The sequence below is a fragment of the Mycobacterium seoulense genome (genome assembly GCF_010731595.1).
GTDB lineage: Bacteria > Actinomycetota > Actinomycetes > Mycobacteriales > Mycobacteriaceae > Mycobacterium > Mycobacterium seoulense.
In genome coordinates, this window is record NZ_AP022582.1 from 4450504 (window position 1) to 4467181 (window position 16678).

General features: G+C 69.3%; 11 protein-coding genes and 1 riboswitch. Of the genes, 4 read left to right on the forward strand and 7 right to left on the reverse strand.

Annotated features, from left to right (window positions below; all coding sequences use genetic code 11):
- Positions 1-19 precede the first annotated feature (19 nt).
- A complete protein-coding gene (locus G6N37_RS20620; RefSeq protein WP_163683282.1) occupies positions 20-2020 on the forward strand; it encodes an acyltransferase family protein in 2001 nt (666 codons plus the stop codon).
- A 3-nt stretch (positions 2021-2023) separates the two neighbouring features.
- Here G6N37_RS20620 and G6N37_RS20625 read toward each other — a convergent pair whose 3' ends face one another.
- Positions 2024-2683 (reverse strand): O-methyltransferase, encoded by a 660-nt coding sequence (locus G6N37_RS20625; RefSeq protein ID WP_163683283.1) that lies wholly within the window; start codon positions 2681-2683, stop codon positions 2024-2026.
- 124 nt (positions 2684-2807) lie between these two features.
- Positions 2808-3062, forward strand: a riboswitch (M-box (ykoK) riboswitch).
- 271 nt (positions 3063-3333) lie between these two features.
- Here G6N37_RS20625 and G6N37_RS20630 point away from each other — a divergent pair.
- A complete protein-coding gene (locus G6N37_RS20630; protein ID WP_163683284.1) occupies positions 3334-3543 on the forward strand; it encodes a hypothetical protein in 210 nt (69 codons plus the stop codon).
- 38 nt (positions 3544-3581) lie between these two features.
- Here the strand turns inward: G6N37_RS20630 and G6N37_RS20635 are convergent, their stop codons facing one another.
- The 3 genes from G6N37_RS20635 to G6N37_RS20645 all read right to left on the reverse strand — a co-directional run bounded on the left by G6N37_RS20635 (position 3582) and on the right by G6N37_RS20645 (position 9097).
- On the reverse strand, positions 3582-4526 hold the full coding sequence (locus G6N37_RS20635) for an NADP-dependent oxidoreductase (protein ID WP_163683285.1): 945 nt from the start codon (positions 4524-4526) through the stop codon (positions 3582-3584).
- 120 nt (positions 4527-4646) lie between these two features.
- Positions 4647-8237 carry a carboxylic acid reductase gene (gene car / locus G6N37_RS20640; protein WP_163683286.1) on the reverse strand — a complete coding sequence of 1197 codons (3591 nt, stop codon included), beginning with the start codon at positions 8235-8237 and terminating at the stop codon, positions 4647-4649.
- Between the two features lie 104 nt (positions 8238-8341).
- A complete protein-coding gene (locus G6N37_RS20645) occupies positions 8342-9097 on the reverse strand; it encodes a L,D-transpeptidase (RefSeq protein WP_163683287.1) in 756 nt (251 codons plus the stop codon).
- A gap of 298 nt (positions 9098-9395) precedes the next feature.
- Here G6N37_RS20645 and G6N37_RS20650 point away from each other — a divergent pair, with 298 nt between their 5' ends.
- Positions 9396-10328, forward strand: a complete 933-nt coding sequence (locus G6N37_RS20650; protein ID WP_163683288.1) for a LysR family transcriptional regulator — start codon at positions 9396-9398, stop codon at positions 10326-10328.
- On the opposite strand, the gene oxc is transcribed toward G6N37_RS20650, so the two are convergent.
- Entirely contained in the window at positions 10312-12024 is a 1713-nt protein-coding gene (gene oxc / locus G6N37_RS20655) for an oxalyl-CoA decarboxylase (protein WP_163683289.1), read from the reverse strand. The two genes, G6N37_RS20650 and oxc, sit on opposite strands and share 17 nt — an antisense overlap.
- Positions 12025-12273: 249 nt before the next feature.
- Here oxc and G6N37_RS20660 point away from each other — a divergent pair, with 249 nt between their 5' ends.
- On the forward strand, positions 12274-13836 hold the full coding sequence (locus tag G6N37_RS20660; protein WP_163685327.1) for a FadD7 family fatty acid--CoA ligase: 1563 nt from the start codon (positions 12274-12276) through the stop codon (positions 13834-13836).
- A gap of 4 nt (positions 13837-13840) precedes the next feature.
- Here G6N37_RS20660 and G6N37_RS20665 read toward each other — a convergent pair whose 3' ends face one another.
- Positions 13841-16000 carry an elongation factor G-like protein EF-G2 gene (locus G6N37_RS20665; protein ID WP_163683290.1) on the reverse strand — a complete coding sequence of 720 codons (2160 nt, stop codon included), beginning with the start codon at positions 15998-16000 and terminating at the stop codon, positions 13841-13843.
- A 166-nt stretch (positions 16001-16166) separates the two neighbouring features.
- Entirely contained in the window at positions 16167-16583 is a 417-nt protein-coding gene (locus G6N37_RS20670) for a TIGR03668 family PPOX class F420-dependent oxidoreductase (RefSeq protein ID WP_163683291.1), read from the reverse strand.
- Positions 16584-16678: the final 95 nt, after the last annotated feature.

The following is a 16678-nucleotide window of genomic DNA, read 5'->3' on the forward strand; positions in this document are numbered from 1 at the left end:
GCCACGTTGGGTTGCCCCCGTGCGCCGGGCCGGACGCGTGGCGATCTGGGATAAACCCGAACGGCGCAGGGGGATTCCGGCGCTCGACGGTTTGCGCGCGATTGCGGTCGCGCTGGTGCTGGTCGGCCACGGCGGCATCCCCGGGGTGGGTGGCGGATTCGTCGGCGTGGACGTCTTCTTTGTGTTGAGCGGATTCCTGATCACCTCGCTGCTGCTGGACGAGCTGGGACGCACCGGCCGCATCGAGCTGACCGGCTTCTGGATTCGCCGCGCGCGCCGGCTGTTGCCGGCGCTGGTTCTGATGGTGCTCACGGTGGCCGCGGCCCGCCAACTTCTTCCCGACCGGTCCCTCACCGGCCTGCGCGACGACGCGATCGCGGCGTTCGTGTGGATGGCGAACTGGCGCTTCGTCGCCCAGAAGACCGACTACTTCACGCAGGGCGCCCCACCCTCGCCGCTGCAGCACACCTGGTCACTCGGGGTGGAGGAGCAGTACTACTTCGTGTGGCCGGTGCTGCTGATCACGGTGACCCTGCTGTTGGCCGCGCGCGCAAGGCGCCGCCTCACCCGGGCCACCGTCGGCGGTGTCCGGTTCGCGACCTTCGTCATCGCCACGGTGGGGGTCCTGGCGTCGGCCGCGATCGCCATGGTGGTGGTGTCCGACAGCACGCGCGACCGCGTCTATTTCGGCACCGACACCCGCGCGCAGGCGCTGCTGACCGGCGCCGCGGCGGCCGCCCTGCTGGTTCGCGACTGGCCATCGCTGAACCGCGGCTGGTGCCTGATCCGAACCCGCTGGGCCCGGCGCGTCGCCCGCGTGCTGCCGCTCGCCGGCCTGGCGGGCCTCGCGGCGGCCACCCACTACGCCACCGGCAGCAGCGGCGAGTTCCGCCACGGTCTGCTCCTCGGGGTCGCGATCGCGTCCGTCGTCGTGGTGGCCCCGGTGGCCCTGGAGCAGCGCGGCGCGGTCGCCCGCGTGCTGGCTGCGCCACCCCTCGTGTGGCTCGGCACCATCTCCTACGGTGTCTATCTCTGGCACTGGCCGATCTTCTTGGTGCTCAACGGCGAACGCACCGGCTGGACCGGGCTGCCCCTATTCGCCGCCCGGTGCGGCGCGACGGTGGCGCTGGCCGCGGCATCCTGGTGGCTGATCGAGCAGCCGATCCGCCGTTGGCGGCCGGCGCGGGTACCGCTGCTGCCGTTGGCTGCGGCGACGGTGGCGAGTGCGGCCGCGGTGACGCTGCTGGTGGTTCCGGTGGGGACCGGGCCCGGCCTGCGTGAGGTCGGCCTGCCGCCGGGGGTTTCGGCGGTGGCCGCGGTGTCCCCGTCCCCGCCGGGCGGCGGACGGCCCGCGCCCCGGGATCCGCACCGGCCGTTCACCGTTTCGGTGTTCGGCGATTCGATCGGGTGGACCTGGATGCACTACCTGCCGCCGACGCCGGGGTTCGCCTTCCTCGACCACACCGTCATCGGCTGCAGCCTGGTGCGCGGCACGCCGTACCGCTACATCGGCCAAACCCTCGAGCAGCGGCCGGAGTGCGACGGCTGGCCGCTCAGATGGTCCACGCAGGTCGCCCAGGACCAACCAGACGTCGCGCTGTTGGTCATCGGCCGCTGGGAAACCGTCGACCGCGTCAACGAGGGTCAATGGACCCACATCGGTGACCCCACGTTCGACGCGTACCTGGGCGGCGAGCTGGAGCGGGCGCTGAACATCGTGAGCTCCACCGGCGTTCGAGTGGTGGTCGCCACCGTGCCGTACAGCCGCGGCGGCGAAAAACCGGACGGCCGGCTCTATCCGGAGGACCAGCCCGACCGGGTCAACCTGTGGAACACCATGCTGCGCAAGACCGTCAGCCATCATCCGAACGTGCAAATCCTGGACCTGAACAAGAAGCTCTGTCCGGACGGCGTTTACACCGCCAAGGTGGACGGCATCAAGGTGCGCAGCGACGGCGTTCACCTGACCCCCGAAGGGGTGAAGTGGTTGACACCGTGGCTCGAAGAATCCCTGCGCTGAGCCCTAATCACCGGTGCGGCAGCTGATTTCCATGCTGTCGCTATCCCGAACCTGGAAGTTGAAGCTCACGTAGCCGTTCGCTGGATCGCGCACCCGGTCGAGATACGGCTGCGTGTCCGCGGCGCTGGTGTTGTCGGCCACCACCAACGCGCCCGTGGACAGCCGGGGTTCGAGCAGCTCGAGCACCGGCAGATACAGATCCTTCCAACCGTCCAGCAAGACGAAGTCGATCGGGCCGTCCAGGTCGGCCAGCGTGGCCAGTGCGTCGCCTTCGAGGATGGTGATCACGTCGTCCAGCCCGGTCTGGGTGAACGTCTGCCGCGCGGCAGCGATCTTGGTGTCGTTGAGCTCGGTCGTCACCACCCGGCCGGAGCCGTTGTCCCGCACCGCCGATGCCAGGTGCACGGCGGAGATGCCGAACGACATCCCGAACTCGACGATCGTGGCGGGGCGGGCCGCCCGCACCAGGGCGTAGAGCAACCGGCCGGCTTCGGGCGTGACCGGGATGTAGAACTCGCTCATCGCGTCGGCGCGCTCCTGCGCGGTCATCGGCCGGTCGAAATCGCCGTGCCGCTGGCGCAACAGCGACATCTGGTTCTTCGCTTCGGTATACATGCGGTCGAGCACTGTCGCGACCCTCGGGTCTTGCAGAGTGTTGGCCATGCCGTCGAGGGTAGGCCGAGGCGGTGGGCGCCCGGCCGCGCGCACGTCGGAGGGGCCACGAGCTGCGGTAACGGTTCCGCAACGAGTTTGACGGGCCCGGGGCCGCGGTGTAGAAAGGGTTTCGCAAGCACCTCGGTAGGTGAGGCGTCTGCATGGACACAGGCCACTGACCCCGAACGTCGAGAGACGCCCCGGGTCAGGACAGCTCTTCCCGGACCCAAGGGTTGAGCCCAAGTGGCTTCCGGAACGAGAAGCGGGTCGCGACCGTCGGTTGAGAAGCGATCGCAAGCGCGGCGAAGCCGGGCGAAGCGGGTCGCGACCATCGGCTAAGTTCCGGATACGCCGTGCAGTGCCGAAGCTCCGACGAGAGGGGTGCGGTCGGCGGCACGCCGCCGGCATTCGCTTCCCTCCTGTTCAGGTGACATGTGATGACACCCGCGTGTGTCGCGGCCGTGAGGAGGTGAGGGCGAGATGAGTCCGGGCGACAGTCCCTATCCGAAATCCGTCTTGTCCCGACCCGGCTTCGGCATTGCTTCTGCCGCCTGAGCTTTCGCGGGCACTCCGGTTATTCGCGCGCGTCAACCCGCGCGCGGCCCTTCCGGCCCGAGTGCCCTGAGCTGAGCCGATCGGGCCTCCCCAAAGGAGAAATCATGGCTTTTCTTGTCACACACCGTGTTACCGGTCGGACCGGTGGGCGGGGACGTTCATGGCTGCGGTCGGCGCGGCTTTGGGCCACCAAGGTGCACGCGCGGACGACCCTCACTCCCCAGGAGCGGGCCAACCTGTACGTGTCGCGCATGCCGATCGCGATCGTCACGGCCTCGCTGGGTGGGCACCCTTCGACCGGCGAACGCCGGTGAGGGGTTCCATGTCGACGTATCCCGGCGTGGGGGGCGGCTCACTGTGAATCGTTTGGTAGCAGAACGATTTTCCCGTGGGTGTGGCGCTTCTCCAGTTCCGCGTAGGCGTCGGCCACCCGATCCAGGGGATAGGTGGCGGCCACCTCGAAATCGATGGCGCCGCTGACGACGAGGTCGGCCATCTCGGCCAGCACCTGCGGCGTCGACGCCTCGGCGCTGCCTTCCGCCTTGGCGCCGACTTCGCCGGCCTTCTGGAACGAGATGATGGTGTTGATTCGGTCAGGAGCCACACCGAGGTCGACGGCGAGCTGCATGTAGTCGGGGCCGAACAGATCGATGAACGCGTCGATTCCGGTCGGCGCCGCCTCGCGCAGCCGGTCGGCCAGCCCATCCCCATAGGGGATCGGGGTGACGCCGTGGGCGCGCAGCCAATCGGCGTTGGCCGGTCCGGCGATGCCGAGCACCCGCGCCTTCCGCAGCACCAGAAGCTGCACGACGAGGCTGCCCACCCCGCCCGCGGCCGCCGAGACGGCGACCGTCTCTCCCGGTTGCGGTGCGACCGCGCGGACGGCCGCGTACGCGGTCACGCCGACGACGTAGAGGGAACCCGCTACCTCCCAACGGAGTTCGCGGGGTTTGTGGATCAGCTGGCCGACCGGAACCGTGGCATGGGTGGCGTGGCTGGATCGGCGGAGGCTGAACCCCAAAACCTCGTCGCCCACTGAGAATTCGGTCACTTGGGGGCCCACGGCCGTCACGACGCCGGCGAGGTCGCTGCCCTCACCGGACGGAAAGGTGGCGGGAAACATCTCGTGCAGGGCCCCGCTTCGGATGGCGGCCTCGCCGGGGTTGATCCCGGCGGCGCGGATTTCGACGACCACCTCGCCGGGATCGGGGGCGGGCATATCGACGTCGGCCACGTACAACACCTCGCGGCCGCCGTACCGGTCGAACCGTACGGCGCGCGCCGCAACAGCCGCCATGTCGATCTCCTCCCCGCCGTGAACATGCCGTCCCACGCCAGCATAGGCATCCGGAATGAGCGCCCGGGAACCGTCGTCGCCGCGATCAAGAAGGGCCTGCCCGGCCAGGCCGCACCGCGGCTACACCAGGCCGAGCAACCGCAGATCGAAGACGTACTTGGCGATCAAGTCGGCCGACAGATGCGGAATGTCCTTGTCCGCGCCGAGTTTGGCCGCCCGGACCGCACCGCGGAAGACGTCGGTCGGGGCCGGCGCGCCGCGCAGCGGCTTCGCCGGGTTCCGGTAAGCGTCCAGCAACGGCAGCACCGACCGTTGGCGGTGCTTGTCCGGCAGGGCCCGAAGCGCGGTGCCGAAGCGTGCGAGCCACTCGTCGTAGTCGTCGATGCGCCGGATGTCGTGGCCGTCGGCGATCAACCAGTCCACGAACACGTCCAGCGAGATGCCGTCGTCGTGCGGGTTCATCACGTCATAGGAGCGAAACGCTTCGGCGGGCCCCGCATCTTCCGCAGCCGTTGCGAGCTGCTCGCCGAGCGCGGTCACCGCCTCCGCCACGAAATCGGCGGGCAGCCCGTCGTAATGGGCGACGGCCCGGCCGCCTGTGTCGGGGGTTTCGTAGAAGGACGACGGGGCGATCCCGGTGACGAGCAAGCTGAAGATCAACCGCGTGAAGGCGTCGGGAAGGTTCAGCTGGCCGGCGTAGCGGCTGTGGGCGAGGATCATGTCGGACCGGAAGACGGCGACGGGCAGCCCGCACAGGTCGTGCGCCTCGCGCAGCAGTACCTCCCCGGCCCACTTGCTGTTGGCGTAACCGTTGGCGTAGCTGGCCTCGATCGGCCGAACCGGGCTGACCGCGCGGATGTCGCCGTCCTCGGCGAATTCGGCCGGATCGACGGACATGGCCACCGCGACCGTCGACAGATAGGTGACGGGTTTGATGCGCGCGGTGATCGCCAGGCGGATAACTTCCGCAGTGCCAACGACATTCGGCCCGAACAGTTGGTCATAGGGCAGTACGTGGTTGACCAGCGCCGCCGGGTGAACGATCAGGTCCACGCCGCGGGCCAGTCCGTCCCACGTCGCCTGGTCCAGCCCCAGGTTCGGCTCGCCGATATCGCCGGCGAGGACCTCGAGATGGTCGGCCGCGAGCTCGCGGAACCGGTCGACCAGGCGGGGATCGCCGCTGCGGTAGACGTCCTCGAGCCGCGCGGCGGCCGCCGTGGCGTCCGTGCCGCGGACGACGCAGATGAGCTTTCCGCCCGTCTCGGCGAGCCGCTCGAGCCATTCCAGGCACAGGAACCGGCCGAGGTAGCCGTTTGCGCCGGTCAGCAGGACCGTGCGCGGTGTGCCGGTGACGCGCGGCAGTTGCGGGGCGGCGGCCAGGGTGTGCGCGTCGATGAACCTGTCGAGGGTGAGGTCGGCCGCGCGGACCTCGGTGGCGTCGCGCCCGTGCACCGTCGCGAACGCCGGCCGCCGCGATCCCGAAGCACGTTCGGCCTCAACGTATTCCGCCAGCTGACCCAGGTCGGTGGCCGGACCGATGATCATTCCCACCGGCACCTCCACCTCGAAGATGTCCTGCAGCAGGTTGGAGAAGGTCAGGGCCGACAGGGAATCCCCGCCGAGTTCGACGAACAGGGCGCCGGGTTCCGGCGGGCCGCCCGCGAGGCCGAGCAGCGCTTCGGCGGCGCGCGCCAGCGTCTCGATGACCGGGCGGTCGGCCGCGCTCTCGCGCAACGCCCGCAGCTCGCTCTCCCGGTTGGCGGCCAGGTCGGCGTACAACTGATCGAGCCGCTCGCCGTAGCGCTCCTTGAGCCTCGGCCGTAGTAACTTTCCCACCCCGGACAGTAGCCCGTTGTCTTCGCTGAACGGTTCCGGCTCGATGAGAAAGTCGGCCGGCACCTCGTAGGACTGCAGTTCGGCGAGTTTGCCTGACTGGCGCAGGGATTCGCGGAGGGCGGCCCTGAGGCCGCCGGCGTCGTCGGCGAATCGTTCCAGCGCCTCGGCGGTCGGCACGATGACGGCCAACAGGTAGGGGCGTTCGCTGTTGCCGTAGACGAAGATCTGGCGGATCAGGGCCGCGCTGCTGAACACGGCCTCCAGGCGCGCGACGGCGACGAATTCGCCTTGGGCGAGCTTCAGTACGTTGTTGCGCCGGTCGACGTAGGCGAGCCGATCCGGCTCCAGCTCGGCCATCACGTCCCCCGTCCGGTAGTAGCCGTCCGCGTCGAAGGCATTGGCGGTGACGTCCGGGCGCTTGAAGTATCCGGGTGTGGCGGTCTGCGACTTGACCAGCAGCTCACCCCTCGGAAATGGTTTGTCGGTAAGGAAATAACCCAGTTCGGGAACGTCGACGAGCTGGTAATCCAGGACAGGGGGGCGGGTGATTCTGCCGTCCTTGGTCACCATCCCGACCTCGGTCAACCCGTAACCGTCCAGGACGTGCACATCCAGGCAGGCCTCGATGAAACCGCGCATCTCGGCGGCCAGCGGCGCGGTGCCGCAGAACGCGGTGACGATGCGTCCGCCCAAGACCTGCTCGCGCAACTCCGTCCGCGCCTCGGCCTGGGCGGATTCCGGCTCGGCCCCCTGGGCGACCCGCCGGTCGACGGCGCTTTGGTAGCGCTGGTACAGCATCTCGGCCACCCGGGGCACCAACCCCATCTCGGTGGGGCGCACCAGGTTCCAGTCTTCGAACAGTGTGGACAGGTCGCTCTCGGGGACGAAGTAGCTGGTGCCGCCCGCTTGGAACGCGGTCGACAACGGTATCCGGCCGCCGAGGTGGTTCAGCGGCATGAAATTGACGTTGAGCACGGGCGTGTCCGCGAAGTCGGGCATCAGCTCGTTGGTCCACAGCTTGCACAGCATCCGCTCGGTGTACATGGCGCCCTTGGGTAGTCCGGTGCTGCCCGACGTGTACATGATCATGGCCAGGCGTTCATCGGTGCCGCCGGTATACGGCGGCTCGGGCGGCAGGGCGCGACCGCGCTCGATCAGCTCGTCGAACGTCTCGATCGTCACCGTCATCCCCGCGGCCGACAGCTTCGCCCGCGCGCGTTCCAAAGCCTCGCGCTGGTCATCGATTTCGGGGACGTAGTCGAAAACCACCAAGCGCCGCACCGACGCGCTCCCCAGCGCCGCCTCGACGGCAAGGTCGAGGTAACCGGCGCCCGCCGCGAGCACCCGTGGCTCGACCTCGGCGACGATCGGCCGCAAACGTGACGCCGCCGCGTTGTGTTGCAGCGGCACCGCCACCAGACCGAGATAGCCGCACACCAGGTCGAGCGTCAGGTACTCGGCGCTGGCGAAACCCACTGTGGCGACGAAGTCTCCAGGGCGCACCGGTTCGGTGGCGTCGCGGCGCCAGGCGGCGGCGATCGCTCCAACGCCGGCCCACAGGTCGCGATAGCTGATGGTCTCGAACCGGGGCAGCAATTGCGTGGTGCTGCGGCCGTTTTCGGGATCGGTGACCAATGAGCGTGCGCGCCAGCCCAGTGCCGGGCGATCGGCGTAGCCGTCGATGTAGGTCTGCAGGATCTCGGTCAGCCGCAGCCCCGGCCGGCGCGCCGTCCGCTGAAGCGCTGGGTCCGGCTTGGCGTTCCGGAACTGCTCGTCCTCGACATCGAGTCGGCGAATACGGCCGGCTACCCGCTCGCGTGCCGGACTGCCAGGACCCGCACCGGTCGATTTCTCGCGCCCCGCATCACCGGTCATGGCCAGCCTCCCGTTCGGATCCTCGTCCTACCGAGAACTCACCGCCGCAGGCCAGTCTTCCGTTCAACCGTTGTGACGGTTGTCACAGGGGGCACGCGTCGGGATCAGGCGACGACCTGAATGGGATCGCCGACGTTCACCTGGTTGAAGTACCAGGCGGCGTTGTCGGGACTGAGGTTGATGCAGCCATGGCTGACGTTTGCGTAGCCCTGGGAGTCGACGGACCACGGTGCGGAGTGCACGTAGACGCCACTCCAGGTGACGCGGACGGCGTACTGGGCGGTGATCTTGTATCCCTCGGGCGAACTCAGCGGGATGCCGATGGTCCGCGAATCCATCACGACGGAGCGCTGCTTCTCCAGCGCGGTGAAGTTACCGACCGGCGTGGGCCGGCTGGGCTTGCCCATCGACGCGGGCATGGTACGCAGCACTTCGCCGTTGCGGCTGACGGTGAAGGTGTGCGCGGAAATGCTGGCGACGCCGAGTAGCGCGTCACCGGTGTCGAATCCCGTCGTCAGGGCCTGGACACCGACCGAGACGTGGGTGTGGGTGGGCCAGTACTGGTTGGGCACCCACTGCACGACGTTGTTCTCGACCCATTCGAAGTGTCCCGGCGTGTTGCTCGGCGACGTCACGTGGATGGACCGCTCGACGGCCGTGCGATCGCCGACCGGCGCCGTGAACGTCACCACCACCGGGTGCGCCACCCCCACCACCGCACCGTTCGCCGGCAAAACCGAGGCGACCGGGGGGGCGGGTTGCGGCGCGGGAACCGACGCGTGGCTGCGGCCGACCGATCCGACCAGCCCCATCGCCGTGATCGCGACCATAACAAATAGATAACGAACACCTCGACGCATAGCGCCCGCCCTTCGAGATGGTGCGATCAACACGACTGTATTCTACCGGCTGTACCCGCATTGCCGCTTTCAGCAAACTTTTGCCGACCCGCGGCCGCCCGATTTCCGCCGGTGGCCCCGGCGGGCGCTCGATCCCGCAGGGCGGGGCGCCCTCAGCGCCGTCCCCGGACGATGCCCCACAGCACAGGCATTTTGGCAACGCCCGGGAATGTGTCCGTGCTGCATCGGCTTGCCGGACTGGCTGGGGCGCCGGTGAGACGTTAGCCTCAGCGAAACTCCGTGCGCCGAGGAGGTGCGGGTGCTCTTCCGACAGTTGGAGTACTTCGTCGCGGTCGCCCAGGAGCGCCACTTCGCCCGGGCCGCCGAAAAGTGCTTCGTGTCTCAACCCGCGCTGTCCGCCGCCATCGCCAAGCTGGAGCGCGAACTCAACGTCACGCTGATCAACCGCGGTCACAGCTTCGAGGGCCTCACGCCCGAAGGGGAGCGGTTGGTGGTGTGGGCGAGGCGGATTCTCGCCGAGCACGACGCTTTCAAGGCCGAGGTGCATGCGGTGCGCTCGGGTATCACCGGCATGCTGCGGCTGGGCACGGTCCCCACCGCCTCCACGACGGCCTCCCTGGTGCTCTCGGCGTTCTGCTCGGCGCATCCGTTGGCGAAGGTGCACATCCTCTCCCGGCTGGCGGGCACCGAACTGTACCGGCGGCTGCGCGAATTCGAGCTGGACGCCGCAATCGTGCACGCGCCGCCCGACGAGGCCCACGACATGAACCTGGTGCCGTTGTACGAGGAGCACTATGTCCTGTTGTCGCCCGCGGACATGCTGGCATCCACCGCCTCGACGATGACCTGGCCGGAGGCGGCCCAGTTGCCGCTCGCGTTGCTCACCGCCGACATGCGGGACCGCCAGATCATCGACAAGGCCTTCGCCGACCACGCGATCGAAGTGTCCCCACAGCTCGAAACGGACTCCGTCGCTTCGCTATTCGCTCAGGTCGCCGCGGGTAATTGGGCGTGCATCGTGCCGCACACGTGGTTGTGGACGTCGCCGTTGGGTCCGGAGGTCCGGGCGGTCGAGATGGTCGATCCGGTGCTCAAGGCCGACATCGCCCTGGCCACCAATTCCGCCGGGCCGGGGTCACCGATCGCCCGCGCGCTCGTCGCGTCCGCCGAGCAGCTGTCGCTCAACGAGTTCTTCGACGCGCAGCTGTCGCGAATCACCCACCGGCACTGACCTTCCCCGGCTTCGCCGCGCTGGTCGGGTTCAGGTTCGCCAGGTGCCCGCTCTCCACCCCGGCCGCGGGGTCGAGTTCGCAGTCGATGATCGACGGTGTCCGGGAGCCGATCGCCGCGGACAGCGCCGACCGCAATTCCACCGGGGTGGTGACGTGATATCCCTTGCCGCCGAAGGCCTCCGCGATGAGTTCGTGATGCGCCCGCGCGCTCAGCACGGTAGGAGCGGGATCCGTTCCGCTGGGGGATTCGTCGCCGCGGTAGACGCCGCCGTTGTTGAGGATGACGACGGTCACCGGAAGCCGGTAGCGGCAGATCGTCTCGATCTCCATGCCGCTGAAGCCGAACGCGCTGTCGCCCTCGATCGCGACCACGGGCCGGCCGGTTTCGACGGCGGCGCCGATGGCGTAACCCATGCCGATGCCCATGACACCCCAGGTTCCCGTGTCCAGCCGGTGCCGCGGCACCGCCATGCCGATGACGTTGCGGGCCAGGTCCAGCGCGTTGGCACCCTCGTTGACCACGTAAACGTCCGGGTTCTCTTCCAGCACAGCACGAATCGCGCCGAGCGCGTTGTAAAAGCGCATGGGATGGGGGTCTTCGGCCAGGCGTTCGCGCATCTTGGCGTCGTTGCGGGCGGCGCGCTCGGCCAGCTCATCGGTCCATTCCGTGGGCACCGTGAGGGGGTGGGCCGCGACGCCGTCGCGCAGCGCTGACATCACCGAGCCGATGTCGCCGGCCAGCGGCGCCGCGATCGGCTGATTGCTGTCGAATTCCGACGGGGCGATGTCGACTTGCACGAATTTCGCGTCGGCGGACCACTGCGGCGAGTCCCCATGGCCCAGCAGCCAGTTCAGCCGGGCGCCGACCAGCAAGACCACGTCCGCGCGCGCGATCGCCAGCGAGCGGGCGGCCGCCGCCGACTGGGGGTGGGCATCCGGCAGCAGCCCCTTGGCCATCGACATCGGCAGGAACGGAATCCCGGTGGTCTCGACGAACTCCCGAATCACGTTGTCCGCCTGGGCGTATGCCGCGCCCTTGCCGAGCACGATCAATGGTCGGCGCGCTTGCGCCAGTACCCGCAGGGCGTGTTCGACCGCTTCGGGTGCCGGCAGCTGGCGGGGCGCGGGATCGACGACCCGCCAGACCGTTTCCGCCCCGGCCGAGGCGTCCATCGCTTGCCCCAACACCTCGCCGGGGATGTCGAGGTAGACGCCGCCGGGACGGCCCGAGACCGCGGTGCGGATGGCGCGCGCTACGCCACGCCCGATGTCCTCGACCCGGCCGATCCGGTAGGCCTCCTTCACGAACGGCCGTGCGGCGTCGAGTTGGTCGATGTCCTGGTAGTCGCCGCGGTGCAAGTCGACCAGCGCCCGGTTGCTGGATCCCGAGATCTGGATCATCGGGAAGCAGTTCGCGGTGGCGTTGGCGAGCGCCGGCAACCCGTTGAGGAAACCGGGCCCGGACGTCGTCAGGCACACGCCCGGCCGGCCGGTCAAAAATCCGGCTGCGGCCGCGGCGTTGCCGGCCGAGGCCTCCTGCCGGAAGCCGATGTAGCGGATTCCGGACGCCTGCGCGACGCGGGCGAGGTCGGTGATCGGGATGCCGACGATCCCGTACATGGTGGCGACGTCGTTGGCCTTGAGCGCTTCCACCACCAGATGGAAGCCGTCGATCAAACGCGTGGACGCGGTCATGGGGGCGACTCCTCGTGTGCGGTCGGAGGTGAAGTAAAGCCTCGGCCCTTACTCTGACGCGGCGACCCCGCGGGTGTCCAAGACGGAGCCGCTATGCGTCGATAGTCATCGGTTATCGGTCGTGAGTGAATCAATATTGGACGGGCGGCGAGGCCAACCGGCATGGTTCGGGCAGGTGCTTTGCGACGGCGTACGGAAAGGGAGCGCGCGATGAGGACGACGAGGCCTGAGGAGATCATCGGCGGAGGCATGGGCTCAGCGGGTCTGGCGGACCCACGCATCGCGGACCTGGTCGAGGAGGTGGCGCGGCGAACCCCGGAGGCGCCCGCCCTCGTCGTCACCTCCGATCGGGTACCGGTGAGCTATCGCGACCTGCTCCGCCTCGCGGACGACCTGGCGGGACAGCTGAAGCGGGGCGGACTGGTTCCCGGGGACCGCGTCGCGCTGCGCTCCGCAAGCAACGCGGAGTTCGTCGTCGGGTTGCTGGCGGCTTCGCGCGCCGACCTGGTCGCGGTTCCGCTGGATCCGGCGCTCCCGGTCGGCGAGCAGCGCGCGCGCAGCGCGGCGGTGGGGGCGCGCGCGGTGCTCATCGACGGCGCCGCACCCGGTGACGGGGAGGACGGGGAACACGCCCTGGCGTGGTGGCCACTCGCGGTCACGGCCGGCCGCGCGGACGGCGCCGCGAGGGTCAGGGTGGACGCCACCGCGACACCGGCGCAACGGTTTTCGGTGCCCGAGGGTCTGCGCGACGACGACGCCATGATCATGTTCACCGGTGGCACCACCGGGGTGCCGAAGATGGTCCCGTGGACCCGCGGCAACATCGCCGGTTCGGTGCGGGCCATCGTCGCCGGATACCAGCTCGGCCCCCGGGACGCCACGGTCGCGGTGATGCCGCTCTACCACGGACACGGGCTGCTCGCCGCGCTGCTGGCGACGCTGGTGTCCGGGGGCACGGTGTTGCTGCCCGCCCGCGGACGGTTCTCGGCGCACACCTTCTGGGACGACATCGGCGCCGTCCGCGCCACCTGGTACACCGCCGTCCCGACGATTCATCAGATCCTGCTGGAGCGGGCCGGCGCCGGCCAACCGGGCAGCGCCGCGCTGCGGTTCATCCGCAGTTGCAGCGCGCCGCTGACCGCCGAGGCGGCACAGGCGCTGCAGGACACGTTCTCCGCCCCGGTGGTGTGCGCCTTCGGGATGACCGAGGCCACCCACCAGGTGGCCACCACCGGAATCGGCGACGCCGAAAATCCTGCGGCCACACCGGGTCTGGTCGGTCAATCGACCGGTCCGGAGATCCGGATCGTCGGGTCCGACGGCCGGCCCGTGCCCGCGGGGGAGGTGGGCGAGGTCTGGCTGCACGGGCCCACCGTGGTGCGGGGCTACCTCGGCGACCCGGCGATCACCGCCGCCAATTTCACCGACGGGTGGCTGCGCACGGGTGACCTGGGAACCCTCTCGGCGGCCGGCGAACTGATCATCCGCGGCCGCATCAAGGAACTCATCAACCGGGGCGGGGAGAAAATCTCCCCGGAACGCGTCGAGGGCGTGCTGGGCAGCCACCCCGACGTGCTGGAGGTGGCGGTCTTCGGGATGCCCGACAAGCTGTACGGCGAGACGGTGGCCGCGGTGATCGTCCCCCGGGGATCCGCCGCGCCGACCGCGGACGAGCTCGCCTCGTTCGCCCGGGACCGACTGGCCGCCTTCGAGGTTCCGGCCAGTTTCCAGCAGGCCGCGGAGCTGCCGCACACGGCCAAAGGATCACTGGACCGCCGCGCCGTCGCCCAGCGGTTCGGCCGCGGGGCGTGAGCACTCAGACGGTGGCCTTCACCCGGGTGGCCGCCGTCTCCGGCATGGGTTCGTAGCGGGCGAAGGTGCGGGTGAACGACGCGGCGCCGTGGGCCAGTGAGCGCAGGTCGATCGCGTAGCGCGTCAGCTCCACCTGGGGCACCTCGGCTTTGACCAGCGTGCGTTCGTTGCCCGCGGTGTCGGTCCCGAGCACCCGGCCGCGACGACCGGACAGGTCACCCATCACCGCCCCCACGAAGTGGTCGGGCACCAGCACCGAGATCTCGTCGATGGGCTCGAGCAGGCTGACCTTCGTCGCCGCGGCCGCCTCGCGCAGCGCCAGAGCGCCCGCCATCTGGAACGCGAAATCCGAGGAATCGACGCTGTGCGCCTTGCCGTCGAGCAGCGTGACCCGAATGTCGACCACCGGGTAGCCGGCGTGCACGCCCTTTTCCATCTGTGCCCGCACACCCTTCTCCACGCTCGGGATGAATTGCCGCGGCACCGCCCCGCCGACCACCCTGTCGAGAAACTCGAATCCGGAGCCCTCCGGCAGCGGCTCGACTTCGATGTCGCACACCGCGTACTGGCCGTGCCCGCCGGACTGCTTGACGTGACGACCGTGGCCCTTTGCCTTGCCGCCGAACGTCTCCCGCAGCGGCACCCGAAGCTCGACGGTGTCCACGGTGACGCCGTACCGGTTGGCCAGCGCGTCGAGGACGACACCGGCGTGGGCTTCCCCCATACACCACAACACGATCTGGTGCGTCTCGGAGTTCTGCTCGATCCGCAGCGTGGGGTCCTCGGCGGCCAGCCGGCCCAGACCCACCGACAGCTTGTCCTCGTCGGTCTTGGCGTGCGCCTGGATCGCGACCGGCAGCAGGGGCTCGGGCATGGTCCACGGCTTCAGCACGAGCGGCTCCGCCTTGTCCGACAGGGTGTCGCCGGTCTCGGCCCGGCTCAGCTTGCCGATCGCGCAGATGTCGCCCGCCACCACGGCGGTGGCGGGGCGTTGCTGCTTGCCGAGCGGAAAGGACAGGACGCCCACGCGTTCGTCTTCGTCGTGGTCGGGGTGCGTGCTGCCATTCCCGTTGACCGAGCCGAAGAACGACGCGAAATGGCCCGACACATGAACCGTCGTGTCGGGCCTGATGGTCCCGGAGAACACCCGGACCAGGCTGAGCCTTCCGACATAGGGGTCTGACGTCGTCTTCACCACCTCCGCGAGCAGGGGAGCGTCGGGATCGCAGGTCAGCGTCGCGTGCGGGGCGCCCTGTGGCGTAAACACCTCCGGCAGCGGGTGTTCCATCGGTGACGGGAATCCGCGCGTGGCGACCTCGAGCAGCTCCAGGGTGCCGACGCCGGTGCTGCTGCACACCGGGATCACGGGGAAGAAGGACGCCCGGGCGACGGCCCGCTCCAGATCCTCGATGAGCACCGCCTCGTCGATGGACTCGCCGCCGAGGTAGCGATCCATCAGCGACTCGTCCTCGGATTCCTCGATGATGCCTTCGATGAGGGTTCCGCGCGCCTCCTCGATCTTCTCGGCGTCGGACGGATCGGGCGGCTGCATGGTCCGCTTTCCGCCGGCGTATTGGTAGCGCGTCTGCGACAGCAACCCGATCAGGCCTTCGCACGACGGCAGGCCGGTCGGCAGGTAGAGCGGTAACACCTTGTCTCCGAACGCGTTCTGCGCGGCCGCCAGCGCCTCGGAGTAGTTGGCGCGGGTGTGGTCGAGCTTGGTGATCACCACGGCGCGGGGCATGCCGACCTGATCGCATTCCTGCCACAGCGATTTGGTGGGTTCGTCCACCCCCTCGCTCGCCGCGATCACGAACAGGGCGCAGTCCGCGGCGCGCAAGCCGGCCCGCAACTCCCCGACGAAATCGGCGTACCCGGGCGTGTCGACCAGATTGATCTTGATGCCGTCGTGCGCCAGCGACGCGACGGCCAGGCCGACCGACCGCTGCTGGCGGATCTCGGCGTCGTCGTGGTCGCAGACCGTGCTGCCGTCGGTGACCGAGCCCGCCCTGGTCAGCACCCCACCGGCGACCAGCAGCGCCTCGACCAGGGTGGTCTTGCCGCCGCCGGAGGGCCCGACCAGGACGATGTTGCGCACATCGCCGGGACCGTTCGCGGTGGGAGCGGCCGCCGCGCCCTGGGAAGCGTTCGCCTTGTCCGCCATGACGTTCCTCCAGTTCTCCCTGGCCGTGTCACCGAGTGGGGCCGCCCAGCGCGGTGTGTCCTAACTCACAGGGTCCATGGGCAACTTTTCCCCCAACCGCGGCCCAACACAAGGCCACGGGCAGGCCACAATTGCGTCGGCCCGATCCGCAAGGGAGCGTCGTTCGTCAGGCGTGCCAGCTCGACCAGCGGCGCACCGCGACCGCGATCACCGGCCCATCCAGCGAAACCGATTGATACTGAGGGTATTTGGCGCGCAGGAGCCGATAGGCGGACTCCATCGCCGCCCCGTCGGTGTGGATGGCCGCCGCGCCGTCGGCCCGCACCCACCACAACCGCGTCCAGTCATCGGCGTAGTGGTCGACGAGCAGGCTCACATTGGGGTCGTTTTCGATGTTGGCCAGCCGCCGCAGCCGTCGCGTCGTCTTGGGCTTCGCATCGACGGCGGTGTAGACCACGTCGGGGGAGCCCTCGGCGACGGCGAACACCACCGGCACCAGGTGGGGAAGGCCGCCCGGCGTCACGGTGGCCAGCCGGGCCACCGGCGACCGGCCGAACCTGGCCTTGGGGTCGAATTCGCCCACCCCGTCAGCCTAGGCGCCGCCCAGCCGTGTCGGCGGGAATCCATCGCGGCTGATCAGGACCTTGCTACTGCCGTGAATAGCTACCTGCATTACGG